Source organism: Rhodococcoides corynebacterioides NBRC 14404 (genome assembly GCF_001894765.1).
Classification (GTDB): domain Bacteria; phylum Actinomycetota; class Actinomycetes; order Mycobacteriales; family Mycobacteriaceae; genus Rhodococcoides; species Rhodococcoides corynebacterioides.
In genome coordinates, this window is record NZ_BCWV01000002.1 from 255,483 (window position 1) to 268,046 (window position 12,564).

At 71.0% G+C, this 12,564-nt stretch carries 12 protein-coding genes and 1 riboswitch; of the genes, 3 read left to right on the plus strand and 9 right to left on the minus strand.

Annotated features, from left to right (window positions below; all coding sequences use genetic code 11):
- Window positions 1–1,611 (plus strand): GMC family oxidoreductase, encoded by a 1,611-nt coding sequence (locus RC2_RS02555; RefSeq protein ID WP_068153128.1) that lies wholly within the window; start codon window positions 1–3, stop codon window positions 1,609–1,611.
- Here the strand turns inward: RC2_RS02555 and RC2_RS02560 are convergent.
- The 5 genes from RC2_RS02560 to RC2_RS02580 all read right to left on the minus strand — a co-directional run bounded on the left by RC2_RS02560 (window position 1,533) and on the right by RC2_RS02580 (window position 8,604).
- Complete coding sequence (locus RC2_RS02560; protein ID WP_068153131.1) at window positions 1,533–2,636, minus strand: AraC family transcriptional regulator; 1,104 nt, start codon at window positions 2,634–2,636, stop codon at window positions 1,533–1,535. The genes RC2_RS02555 and RC2_RS02560 overlap by 79 nt on opposite strands.
- Before the next feature lie 7 nt (window positions 2,637–2,643).
- Entirely contained in the window at window positions 2,644–3,834 is a 1,191-nt protein-coding gene (locus RC2_RS02565; RefSeq protein WP_068153137.1) for a pyridoxal phosphate-dependent aminotransferase, read from the minus strand.
- Window positions 3,831–4,517, minus strand: a complete 687-nt coding sequence (locus RC2_RS02570) for a DUF3239 domain-containing protein (protein ID WP_068153141.1) — start codon at window positions 4,515–4,517, stop codon at window positions 3,831–3,833. The genes RC2_RS02565 and RC2_RS02570 overlap by 4 nt, the downstream gene beginning before the upstream one ends.
- A gap of 52 nt (window positions 4,518–4,569) precedes the next feature.
- Window positions 4,570–6,225, minus strand: a complete 1,656-nt coding sequence (locus tag RC2_RS02575) for a DNA repair helicase XPB (RefSeq protein WP_068153143.1) — start codon at window positions 6,223–6,225, stop codon at window positions 4,570–4,572.
- Between the two features lie 93 nt (window positions 6,226–6,318).
- A complete protein-coding gene (locus tag RC2_RS02580; protein ID WP_068153147.1) occupies window positions 6,319–8,604 on the minus strand; it encodes a helicase-associated domain-containing protein in 2,286 nt (761 codons plus the stop codon).
- A 113-nt stretch (window positions 8,605–8,717) separates the two neighbouring features.
- Here RC2_RS02580 and RC2_RS02585 point away from each other — a divergent pair, with 113 nt between their 5' ends.
- Window positions 8,718–8,909 carry a hypothetical protein gene (locus tag RC2_RS02585; protein WP_068102913.1) on the plus strand — a complete coding sequence of 64 codons (192 nt, stop codon included), beginning with the start codon at window positions 8,718–8,720 and terminating at the stop codon, window positions 8,907–8,909.
- An 80-nt stretch (window positions 8,910–8,989) separates the two neighbouring features.
- Here RC2_RS02585 and RC2_RS02590 read toward each other — a convergent pair whose 3' ends face one another.
- From RC2_RS02590 to RC2_RS02605, 4 genes are all read right to left on the minus strand, one after another.
- Window positions 8,990–9,580 carry a transglycosylase family protein gene (locus RC2_RS02590; RefSeq protein ID WP_068153150.1) on the minus strand — a complete coding sequence of 197 codons (591 nt, stop codon included), beginning with the start codon at window positions 9,578–9,580 and terminating at the stop codon, window positions 8,990–8,992.
- 7 nt (window positions 9,581–9,587) lie between these two features.
- Window positions 9,588–9,739, minus strand: a riboswitch (cyclic di-AMP (ydaO/yuaA leader).
- A gap of 147 nt (window positions 9,740–9,886) precedes the next feature.
- A complete protein-coding gene (locus RC2_RS02595; protein WP_169818422.1) occupies window positions 9,887–11,245 on the minus strand; it encodes a glycosyltransferase 87 family protein in 1,359 nt (452 codons plus the stop codon).
- A 52-nt stretch (window positions 11,246–11,297) separates the two neighbouring features.
- Complete coding sequence (locus RC2_RS02600) at window positions 11,298–11,717, minus strand: YccF domain-containing protein (RefSeq protein WP_068153155.1); 420 nt, start codon at window positions 11,715–11,717, stop codon at window positions 11,298–11,300.
- 51 nt (window positions 11,718–11,768) lie between these two features.
- Window positions 11,769–11,978 carry a hypothetical protein gene (locus RC2_RS02605; protein WP_068153158.1) on the minus strand — a complete coding sequence of 70 codons (210 nt, stop codon included), beginning with the start codon at window positions 11,976–11,978 and terminating at the stop codon, window positions 11,769–11,771.
- Between the two features lie 166 nt (window positions 11,979–12,144).
- Between RC2_RS02605 and RC2_RS02610 the strand changes: the two genes are divergently transcribed.
- Complete coding sequence (locus tag RC2_RS02610; protein ID WP_068153161.1) at window positions 12,145–12,564, plus strand: cold-shock protein; 420 nt, start codon at window positions 12,145–12,147, stop codon at window positions 12,562–12,564.

The window sequence follows — 12,564 nt, forward strand, 5'->3', positions numbered from 1 at the left end:
ATGGTGGACACCACCCGCATCGCGGACTACGTCGTCGTCGGTGCCGGATCCGCGGGCTGCGTGCTGGCGAACCGGCTCAGTGCAGCCTCGGACATCGACGTGGTCGTGCTCGAGGCCGGACCGGAGGACAAGAACAAGTTCGTCCACATTCCCGCGGGCTTCTCCAAACTGTTCCGGTCCGAACTGGATTGGAACTACGACACCGAACCGCAGCCCGGCCTCGCCGGCCGTAGCATCTTCTGGCCACGCGGGAAGATGCTGGGCGGATCGTCGTCCCTCAACGCCATGATGTGGGTGCGCGGGTTCGCCGCCGACTACGACGAGTGGGCCGAGGCGGCCGGCCCGGCATGGTCCTTCGAGTCGGCGGTCGAGGTCTTCCGCCGCATCGAGGACATCGAGGGAGCGACCGAGAGCGACGAGGGGCGCGGCGGTCCGCTGCGGGTGTCCGCCCAGCGCAGCCCACGGTCGATCACCGCGGCGTACCTCGAGGCGGCGTCCGCGCTCGGTCTGTCGACCGAACGCGCCAACCTGCCGACGCCCAAGGGCATGACGCAGACCATGGTGACGCAGAAGCGCGGCGCCCGCTTCAGCTGCGCCGACGCCTACCTGCGGCCGGCGTCGTCCCGACCCAATCTGGACGTCGTCACCGACGCGTTGGTGACCCGCGTGGTGTTCGACGGAACCCGTGCGGTCGGCGTGGAGTACGAGCGCGACGGTCGACGCCAGGTGATCCGTGCCCGGCGCGAGGTGATCCTCTCCGGCGGCGCGGTCAACACCCCCCAGCTGCTCATGCTCTCCGGCGTCGGCGCGGCGGCACACCTGCGCGAGCACGGCATCGACGTGGTGCGCGACGTGCCCGAGGTGGGGGAGAACCTGCTCGATCACCTCGTCTCGGCCCTGGGGTACGGGGTGCAGTCGGACACGCTGTTCGCCGCGGAGAAGGTGCCGTCGCTGGTGAACTACCTCGTGCGGCGCCGCGGCATGCTCACCTCGAACGTCGCGGAGGCCTACGGGTTCGTCCGCAGCCACGACGGACTGGACCTGCCGGACCTGGAACTGCTCTTCGCGCCGGCTCCGTTCTTCGACGAAGGCCTCGTGCCCGCCACCGCCCACGCCGCGATCCTCGGCGCGATCCTGCTGAAGCCGAAGAGCACGGGCACGATCTCGCTGCGGTCCGCCGATCCCGGGGACAAGCCCGTGATCGACCCCCGCTACCTCTCCGATCCCGACGGCGCCGACCATGCCGCGCTCACGGCGGGTCTGCTGCGCAGCGCGGAGATCGCGGCCACCGAGCCCCTCCGGTCACGCCTCGGCGAGCTGGTGCGGCCCGTCGCGCCGGAGGGGGCGAGCATCGAGGAGGTCGTCGAGTTGGCGGTGGCGACGATGTCGCACACGCTCTACCACCCGGTCGGCACCTGCCGGATGGGCACGGACGACCGGTCGGTCGTGGACCCGCAACTGCGGGTGCGCGGACTGGACGGGCTCCGGGTCGCGGACGCGTCGGTCATGCCGTCGATCATCCGCGGGCACACTCACGCCCCGTCGGTGCTGATCGGGGAGAAGGCCGCGGAGTTCGTGCTGTCCGAGCTCACACCGTCCCGGTCCCGGTAGGAGCCGGGAGTCCGGCCGGTCCACCGTTTGAACGCGCGCCGGAACGCGCTCGGCTCGGAGAAGCCGAGCCGCGCGGAGAGTTCCTCGGCGGTCTCCCCACGTTCGAGTCCGGCGATCGCGGCGTCGCGCAGCACGTCCTCGCGCAACCGTCCCAACGACGTCCCCTCCTGACGCAGGACCCGCCGCAGGTGGGGGACGCTGATGGAGAGCATCGCGGCGATGTCCGCCGTGCTCGTCGCCCGGCCCGACGCCCCGAGGGCGAGGGCACGGCGGACCACCGCGGATGCCGACGAGCCGTAATCACGTTCGGAATACAGGAGATTCGGCGACTCGCGGAGGTAGTCCTCGAGATCGGCCTCGTTCCGCACCAGCGGGGACGCCAGGACCGCCTCGTCGAACTCCAGGGCGCCGACCTCCGCGCCGAACGTCACGTGGACGCCGAAGATGTCGTCGTACGTCCGCCACGACGGGTAGCCCGGCTCGGGGAAGGGCAGATGCACCGCCGTGAGCTTGAGGCGACGGCCGATCAGCCACGCCGAGAAGCGATGCCACAGGATGAGGACGAACTCGGCCTGCAGGCGGCTGGCCGCCGCGGCCGACTCCGGCGAGAGCTGCGCCCCGATCATCGGCGCCGTCGGTGTCAGTTCGAGCCGGGCGCGGCCACCGCCCCGCAGCAGTACCGACCGGGGAACACCCGCGAACACCCGGCTCACGTCGACCATGCGCTCGAGCGCCCGTCCGAGATCGGGGCGATGGATCATGGTCAGGCAGATGACGCGAAACGTGCCGCGGCGCACGGGTTCCGCGCCGAGACCCATCAGCTCGTCGCCGGTCGTCTGCCACAGTGCGCGGGTGAGTCGCGTGACCTGGTCGGCCGTCAGCCGGGCGTCGGGTCGATCGAGAATCCGGGGATCGATCTCGGCTGCGCGCAGGCACGACGACAGGTCCACTCCCGTCTCCGCGGCCAGCAGGACGGGAATGCGAACGAACTCGACCGAGACCGTCGGTGCCGCCGGGTTCTCCATCGCGCGCCTAGTCCGCCCGGCGCAGGGAAGCGAGGCGGCGAGCGCCGTCCTGCAGCACCTCGTCCTGCTTGCAGAAGGCGAACCGGACCAGGGTGGACCAGGATTCGCGGTGATCGACGAACGCGTCGACGGGAACGGCGACCACCCCGATGCGCTCGGGCAGCGCGCGGCAGAACGCGTCGGCGTCCGTCTCGCCGAGCGGCTCGATGTCGGCGCACACGAAATACGTTCCTGCGCTGTGTTTCACGCCGAAACCGGCGTCCCGCAATGCGAGGGACAGGACATCGCGTCTGCGCTGCAGGTCCGTGCGCAGCGCCTCCACCCAGTCGTTCTCCTCCGCCAATGCGTGTGCCACCGCGGGCTGGAACGGCGCACCGCCGACGAACGTGAGGAACTGCTTGGCCGTCCTGACCGCCGCGATCAACGGTGCCGGGCCGCACGCCCAGCCCGTCTTCCACCCGGTCGCATTGAACGTCTTGGCCGCGCTCGAGACCGTGATCGTGCGCTCCGCCATCCCCGGCAGCGTCGCCAGCGGGACGTGCTCGGCGTCGTCGAAGACCAGCCGCTCGTACACCTCGTCGGTGAGCACGATCAGGTCGTGCTCGCAGGCCACCTCGGCGATCGCCGTCAGTTCTGCGCGGGAGAAGACCGTACCGGTGGGGTTGTGCGGCGAGTTCACCACGATCACCCGGGTCGCGGGAGTGACCGCCGCGCGGAGCGCGTCGACGTCGAGAACGAAGCGCTCGCCGTCCGGGACCAGCGGCGCCGTCCGCCGGGTCGCCCCGGCGAGCGCGACCGCCGCGGCGTAGGAGTCGTAGTACGGCTCGATCAGCAGGACGTCGTCACCCGGCTCGACGAGCGCGAGCATCGTGGCGCTGATCGCCTCGGTGGCACCGACGGTCACGAGCACCTCGGTGTCCGGGTCGAGGTCCTGCCCGTAGCGGCGTCGGCGGTCGTCGGCGATGGCATGACGCAGCACGGGCATGCCCGGTCCCGGCGGGTACTGGTTGAGTCCCGACGCGATGGCGTCGCGCGCCACCTCGAGCATGCGCGGCGGACCGTCGGTGTCCGGGAAGCCCTGACCCAGGTTGACGGCGTCGTACCGGCCGGCGAGGGCCGTCATCTCGGCGAAGACCGTGGAGGTGAAGGGGCGCAGGCGGGGGACGGCGCGGGACCGTGCGTCGGATGGGGTGGTCATGCGTCGTCGCCCCGCTCGAGGAGCTCGGCGGGCAGGTCGTGGGGATCGATCAGCATCCGCTCGTTCTCGGCGCCGCGCACCTTCTCCGACACGCCCAGATTGCGGCGCAGCAGTTGCCACTCCACCGGGTCGACGGCGTCGACGGCACGCCGCAGCACGCCGCGATCCCGCGTCCCCCACGCGATGGGCATGGGGCTGACCAACTGCCACGTCTCGGCGGTGGAGGCGGTGTTGCGATCACCGAGCACGGCCACCGACGGCACCCGCTCACCCTTGGTGAGGGTGTGTCCCGGCAGGGCGCGGACGTTGCGCACCACCAGGGCGTAGTGCGGCACCGCCGTCTCGGGCTTGGCGATGTCGATCAGGGCGAGGATGGTCGCGCCGCGTGGGCGGGTCTCGGACACCATGGCCGGGACCAGCGGGCCGCGTCGGTACAGATCCTCGATGGATCCGACTTTCCGGGGTGCCCACACCGACACCCACCACGACATCACGGCGGCCACCGCGAGCACGGCGGCCAGGATGTACGACCAGGGGGAGTGCCGCAGGTAGAGCCAGACCGCACCGGCCGCGAAGAGCAATCCGACGACGATCGACGACACCCGGAGCCGCCGGACGTCGCCGAGGGTCTCGTTCACCGCCTTGGCGTGTCCGTGGTCCACCGCAAACTCGAAATGCCGCACTCGATCGCCGTTCCTCGCGCTGTTGGGTCGACAGACGATCCTGCCAGAACGGTCAGATCGCCGGTCCCAGCAAGTCGTCCGCATCGGTGATCCGGTAGGCGTACCCCTGTTCGGCGAGGAAACGCTGCCGATGGGCCGCGTACTCGGCGTCGAGCGTGTCGCGGGAGACCACGGAGTAGAAGTGCGCCTGGCCGCCGTCCTGCTTGGGGCGCAGGAGTCGACCGAGCCGCTGGGCCTCCTCCTGCCGGGATCCGAACGTTCCCGACACCTGGACGGCCACCGAGGCCTCGGGCAGGTCGATGGAGAAGTTGGCCACCTTGCTCACCACGAGACGGCTGATCTCTCCGCGCCGGAACGCGTCGAACAGCACCTCGCGCTCCTTGTTCTTGGTCGACCCCTGGATGACGGGGGCGTCGAGGGCCGCGCCGAGCTCGTCGAGCTGGTCGAGGTACGCACCGATCACCAGCGTCGGCGAGTCCTGATGCTTGTCCAGGATGGACTTCACCACCGCGATCTTGGTGTGCGCGGTGGAGCAGAGCTTGTACCGCTCCTCGGGTTCCGCCACGGCGTACGCCATCCGCTCGGCGTCGGTGAGCGTCACCCGTACCTCGATGCAGTCGGCGGGCGCGATCCAGCCCTGAGCCTCGATGTCCTTCCACGGTGCGTCGTACCGCTTCGGGCCGATGAGCGAGAACACGTCGCCCTCGCGGCCGTCCTCGCGGACCAACGTGGCGGTGAGACCGAGCCGACGGCGGGACTGCAGATCGGCGGTCATCCGGAACACCGGCGCGGGGAGCAGGTGCACCTCGTCGTAGATCACCAGCCCCCAGTCGCGCGAATCGAACAGCTCGAGGTGCTTGTACTCGCCCTTGGTGCGTCGCGTGATCACCTGGTACGTCGCGATGGTGACCGGACGGATCTCCTTGCGCTCGCCCGAGTACTCGCCGATCTCGTCCTCGGTGAGCGAGGTCCGCGCGATCAGTTCGCGCTTCCACTGCCGGCCGGCCACCGTGTTGGTGACGAGGATGAGCGTCGTGGCCTGCGCCTTCGCCATCGCAGCCGCGCCGACCATGGTCTTGCCGGCGCCGCAGGGCAGGACCACCACGCCGGACCCGCCGGCCCAGAAGGAATCCGTGGCCATCTGCTGGTAGTCGCGCAACTCCCAGTGACCACCGGTGAAGTCGAGGTCGATCGGGTGCGCCTCGCCGTCGACGTACCCCGCGAGGTCCTCGGCGGGCCAGCCCACCTTGAGCAGCATCTGCTTGAGGCGGCCACGCTCGCTGGGGTGTACCAGCACGGTGTCGTCGTCGACGCGTCCGCCGAGCATGGGGGCGATCTTCTTGTGGCGCAGGATCTCCTCGAGCACGGCGCGGTCGAGGCTCACCAGGCACAGACCGTGGACGGGCGACTTCACGAGCTGCAGGCGGCCGTAGCGCGCCATGGTGTCGACGACGTCGACCAGCAGCGGCTGGGGCACGGCGTACCGGGAATACGTGACCAGCGCGTCGACGACCTGCTCGGCGTCGTGCCCGGCGGCGCGCGCGTTCCACAGCGCGAGCGGGGTGACGCGGTACGTGTGGACGTGCTCGGGCGCACGCTCGAGTTCGGCGAACGGGGCGATGGCGGCGCGGGCCTGCGGGGCAAGCTCGTGATCCACCTCGAGCAGGAGCGTCTTGTCGGACTGGACGATGAGCGGTCCGTCGGTCACTGATTCACTCTCCTCACACGCGCGACCGGGTTCGGTCGCAGCGCAACCACTCCATTGTGCCCGTCCACGGACGGACGACGACCGTGTGACCGATCACCGATCGACGAGATCGACCGAGGTGATGCGGTGCAGGGTGAACTGCCGCATGGTCCCCGCGTCCTCGTCCCAGGCGTCGAGGCGTCCCCCGCCGACGCTCACCGGGGCGACGACGCGCTGACTGGACACCCCGGCGGCGTCGACGTAGCCGATGGTCACCGCGGCCCGCGCGATCGCGGCGCGCTGGAGCAGGGAGATGGTGGCCGCGCCGCTCGCCCGGGTGCCGTCGGCTCGGACGCCCTCGGTGCGCCGGGCGGTGGCGGCCTTGGTGCCGGCCCGCATCTCGGCGAGCAACCGTCCCCGTTGGTCCGCGGTGGGCACCACCGGAGTGCGGTACGCCGAGCGGTTCCGGCGCACGGGAACTCGGGCGCCGCGCGGACGGAGATCGACGATGGTGCCCGACGAGTCCTCGCCCGCGGGCGCGAAACCACCGCTGCGCAGGGCCTCGAGCACGTCGCCGAGCGGGGCCTGCGACACCGCCACCGTGGGGGCGAGCGCGCGCAGCGCGAGAGCGTCGGCGGCCGGGGACGCGAGCACCTCGGCGAGCAGGGCCGGGTCCTCGCAGCGGACGAACGACGACGCGATACCGACGCGCAGGCGGCCGTGCCGACGGGCGACGTCGTCGATCAGATACGTCAGGGCCTGCGGGACGGGCGTCCGGGACCGTGCGCCGAAGAACCCGTGCAGTTGGGCGGCGGACATTCCGGCGTCCAGCGCGCGGCGCAACGTGCTCTCGTCGACCCGGTACATCGTGGCGGCGCCGGCCGACTCGATGTCCGCCACGGTGGCCATGGTGTGGGCCAGCTCGGGCGTCAACGGGCCGGGCGCGACGACGGTGAGGTCGGCCTGGACCAGGACGTGGTCGATGGGGTCGGGGAGCGCGGACGCCATCGCCGCCGCGGCCGCGTCCCGATCGGTGTCGGCGAGCAGAGCGCGCCCGGGCGTCGAGACCGCACCACGGCCGAGGATCCCCAGAGTGGCGGCCTCGTCGAGATAGCGGGAGACGGCGTGCCGGGTGAGACGGCCGGCCAGGCGCGGACGCCGCCACGTGGCGATGCGCACCACGTCGTCCCGGCCGATGGTGACGCCGGCGTCGAGGTCGGCGAGAACTCCGAGGACGACGCGGCGGTCGCGGGGAGCGGCGACGGACCGGGCCTCGTCGGAGAGCGCGGCGATCGGCTTGTCGTTCGCGTCGCGCATGCCGACCGACCACGGGAGCCGCGGCAGGTCGAGCCAGGCGCCGGCCAGCGCCGCCCAGCGCACCGCGGGCGGGGAGGCAAGCCAGGCGTCGGCGGCGGACGTGGGTGCCCAGTGATCGTCGGTGTCCGACGGCGGCGACGGGTCGGGGGCGCCGGAGGCGAGCAGGCCCGCCGCGGCGAGGAGCTCGACGAGGAACGCGGCCTGCGTCTCGTCGAGGTCGCAGGTCTTGGCGACCCGGCGGAGTTCGCGCACTCCGAGCCCACCCGCCTTCAGCGCGGGAGCGGGCGTGCTGCCGAGCGCCGACAGCACGTTCTCGCACAGCCGCAGCAACTCCAACGCCTCGCCCGCGGCGGCTGCGTCGACGTCGCGGGGGTTCTGGATCTCGCGCTCGGCGGGTGGTGGGGTGAGCCGAGTCGGGTCGGAGACCGGTTCGCCGCGCAGGACCTGGCTCACCTGCTGGGGGAGCTCGACCGTCTCGTGGTCGACGCGACCGAGCAACCCGGCCGCGAGCAGCTGCTGGACGGGACGGTCCGGCGGGGTGCCCGGTGCGGCGTCGCGGGTTCGACCGAGGTTGCTCGACCGCGAGAGGGTGGTGAGCAGCTCACGCCGACGATCGTCGATCTGCTCGAGCGCCGCGGCGACGGAGTCCTCGGTGAGGCCGCGATCGGCGGTCACGAAGCGTCCGACGCGCCACGGCAGCGCGTCCCGAGCGGCGGACACCGTGCGAAGCTCCGTCGTGCCGCGCACCAGCGCGAGGGACCGCAGCGTGACCAGCGCGGCGTCGACGGCCTTCTTGGTCGCCTGCTTGGCCACGAGCGCGTCGAGGCGCTTCCGCGGGACGGCAGCGGTGTCGCCCTGCTCGAAGAGCAGCAGTTCGAGCACCGTGAGGGTGGGGGTGTCGAGGTCCTCGACCGCGCGCAGCACGGATGCGCGCTGCTCCGCGCGCACGGCGAGAATGTCCAACGTCGCCGGGGGTGGGACGCTGAGGTCGGGACGCAGGCGCAGCAGCTCGCTCAGCTCGTCGTCGCTGCGCGCGGCCAGCCAGTCCGCGAGCGAGGGCGCGTCGCCCGAATCGGTGCTCATCGTGGTCGAGCGTAGAACGTGGCTGTGACACACCCGGTCGGGGCCGGGACTCCCCGGTGCGGGAGTGACCGGGTCGTTACCCACGCCGGGACCGGTCGATGCCAGAATGAGGTATGGCGAAGAACGAGAAGAAGCGCTACGTCGATCCGGGCTGGCCGCAGGGCAACGGCGACGACGACCACGCGGTGACGGAACTGACCTCGGCCCGGGCGGGCAATCTCTCTCCCTACGGCGAGGAGATCGAGTTCCCGCTGCCGCCCGAGTCCCTGCCCTACGCGCACCCGCACACCGTCATCAACCGCTGATCCCTAGCCCGACGAGCAGTCGGCACGACGAAGGCCCCGCACCGATCGGTGCGGGGCCTTCGTCGTCGTGTCGCGGGAGATCAGCGCGGCAGCAGGTTCTGGTTCGCCTCGATGAATGCCGAGACCTGGGGGTCGGCGACGGCGGAGCGCACGAACTCGACGACGGCGGGGTCGTCGGTGACGGTCCGGACGAGGTCGGTCAGTCCCTGCAGCGCCTGCTCGGTGGAGGGGACGCTGGTCAGATCGGGCAGCGCGGGGGCCGCGGGCACGGGCGCCGTCTGCGCCGGTGCATCACGCTGGGTGGGGGCGCTCGACAGGCCGAGCTGAGCGGAGCAGGACGGCCAGGCGCCCCAGCCCTGGGACTCGAGGACGCGCTCGGCGACGACGATCTGCTGCTCGCGCGAGGCCTGGTTGGCGGTGGCAGCGAACTCGCCGCCGCCGTGTCCGGTCCAGGTGCTGGGCGAGAACTGCAGTCCGCCCTGGAACCCGTTGCCGGTGTTGATGCCCCAGTTGCCGCCCGCCTCGCACTGTGCGAGTCGGTCCCAGTCGGAGTCGGGTGCCGCGGTGGCGGTGCCGCTGAAGGCGATGCCGGCGGTGCCGACCAGGGCGCCGGTGACGGCGACCTTGGCGACGGTCTTGCCTGCGGTACTCGGCTTGCGGTGACGTCCCATGTTCGTTGTTTCCTCTCCACACGCGCCTGCGAGGTCAGCTGTCGGATTCGGGCTGAGAGGTAGCCCGGCCCCGCGTCGTTCCCGGCTTGGAACGGGCGAGGCTTCACCCCGAGGCCGCGTCGTCTCCCGGTGGGGTGCGACGGTCGGCCGGTCATCTACGAAGGACGTGGTGGGTCCCCCGCCCTCGCCCCTGACTTCGGTCCGTGATGTCCGTTCGATTCCCGCGGGACGAGGTTGAGCGCGGCGGGTCGAACGTGGCCGTGTGTTCCGGCCGAAGGGGACACTATTACGAAACGGGCGGCGATGTCACCGTTCCATAACGTCCGCTGGTCGGCGCGTCGCGCGGGTGTTGTGAGGAGTGGGTACGGGTTCCTGCAGATGAGAGCCCGTGGGGGCGTCGACACCCGTCTCGATATCGGTCCGTGACCGACTCGTGATGTGAGGGAAGTCACAGAAGCGGAGCAGGAGAGCGACCACCACGATCACGAGGACTCCGGTGGTCGGATACACCGTCTGGAAGGCGATGCCCTCGAGCCGCGACGACGGCGGCAGCATGAACGTGCCGATGGCGTAGACGTCGCCGGGGGCGACCCAGAACCACGCGATCTGCGGGAGGGCGGCGACCGCGGGCAGAAGCCAGGCCAGCGGCGACGAGGACCGCAGGGCCACGTCCACGCAGACGAGGAACAGCGGCAGCAGCCACACCCAGTGGTGGCCCCAGGAGAACGGGGAGACCAGCGGCGCCGTCAGCCCGCAGACGATCAGGCCGAGCAACGGCAGTCCCCGGCGGTGGGCGGCGGCCGCGACCAGGAGTCCGGCGATCGCGACGACGGCCGCCACCACGACCCACGCCACCGTGTTCGAGTCGGCGAGGCCGAACCACCGCGGTACCGACGCCCGCAGCGACTGATTGGCGCCCGACGTGATGTCCCCGATCCGCGAGGAATCGGAGATCGCTCCGAACCAGTACGTCGCCGCGTCCGAGAACAGGACGACGAAACCCACGACGACGGTGGCGGCGGCGGTGACCACGGCGGTGATCAGGGCGCGCCACTGCCGCGTCAGTCCCAGGTGGATCAGGAACAGTCCCGGCGTCATCTTGATGCCGGTGGCGATGCCGACGCCGATGCCACGGAGCCGACTCCGCTCACCCCGGCCGAGGTCGAACAGGACGAGGGCCAGCAGCGCCAGGTTGATCTGTCCCAGCCAGATGGTCATGCGCACCGGCTCGAGCCAGGTGACGATCACCGTCAGCGCGCCGGAGACGACGCGCAGGCTGCGGTCGTCCCGAAACCCCAGATGCAGCCAGCAGAACCGCACGATCAGGTAGATCAGGACGAGGTTCCCCAGCCAGAAGATCAGGTGCGTGGTGGCCTCGGACACCAGGCCCAGCGGGGCGAAGACCACGGCGGCGAACGGGGGGTAGGTGAAGGGAAGTTCGCCGATCAGATCGTGCGCGTAGAGCGGCGCGGACGTCCAGACTGTGGCGCCGCCGGCGCGGTAGACCAACGCGTCGATACCGAAGCGGAAGAGGCCGAACTTGGGAACGTCGAACGGGATCAGTCGATCGTGCGCGACGACCGCCACGACCGCGCCGATCAGCGTCGCGGCAACGAAGAGTCGATGTGATTCGAAGGTACGGATCGGCGAGGACTTCGGTATCACGCACAGCACTCTAGACCGTACGTGCGGGTTTTTCCCGCAGCGTCGTGGCGGGTCAGCGCGCGTACGACGGCCCGGGCCGCACCGCGCCGGGTCCGTACGCGTCCGTGTTCACGATGTCCTTGCCGAGCGGCATGAGCGAGACCGGGATCAGCTTGAGGTTCGCCAGCGCCAGTGGGATTCCGATGATCGTGACGGCCATCGCGACGGCGGTGATCACGTGCCCGATGGCGAGCCAGATCCCCGCGACGACGATCCAGACGACGTTGCCGACCAACGACGCCACTCCTGCCGTGGGCCGGTCGACCACCGTGCGGCCGAACGGCCAGAGGGCGTACGCGCCGATGCGGAACGCCGCGAGCCCGAACGGAATGGTGACGATCAGGATGCAGCAGACGATGCCGGCCAGGAAGTAGCCGAGTGCCAGCCACAGTCCACCGAAGATCAGCCAGACGATGTTCAGGAGCAGCCGCATCCGTCCAGTATGCCGCGCGTTCGGCGGGTCGCGGGCGGGTCGGCGGGCGGGTTACCGAGCGCGACGCCCGGAGCGCAGCGCGTGCACCACCCCGAGCAGCAGTCCCAGGGGACACAGCATCGCGGCGAGGTAGAGCCAGATGCCGGGGGAGACGTCGGACACCAGCATGATCACGAACATCGACACGATCGCGAGGACACCCAGGCCGAAGCTGATCAGCGCGGCGAGAAGCAACGGGGGAGTGCGAGTCGGTGCGGTCACGCGGCAGAGCGTAGTCGGGATCGGGGTCGGAGCCGGAGTACCATGATTTGCAGTCGCGTCTTCCCGCCGACCCCGGTCGGCGCGTGAGGCGCGCTTTGTCGTTGCGCCGCAGTCGCACTGCGGACGACGACCACGCCAACACGAACACGACGAACGGGTGAGAACGGTGCCGACCGGCAAGGTGAAGTGGTACGACGTCGACAAGGGCTTCGGCTTCCTTGCGCAGGACGAGGGCGAGGACGTCTACGTCCGCGCGTCCGCGCTGCCGACGGGAGTGGAGTCGCTCAAGGCCGGCCAGCGGGTGGAGTTCGGCATGGCCGCGGGTCGCCGCGGTCCGCAGGCGCTGTCGCTCACGGTGCTCGATCCCGCCCCGTCGCTCCGCCAGAACGCGGCGGCCGCGGCCCGCAAGGACGCGGCGGCCAAGCGGCACACGCCCGACGAGCTGCACGGCATGGTCGAGGACATGATCACGCTGCTCGAGGCGACGGTGCAGCCGGAGCTGCGCAAGGGGCGCTACCCCGACCGCAAGACCGCCCAGAAGATCTCCGAGGTGGTCCGGGCGGTCGCGCGCGAGCTCGACAGCTGA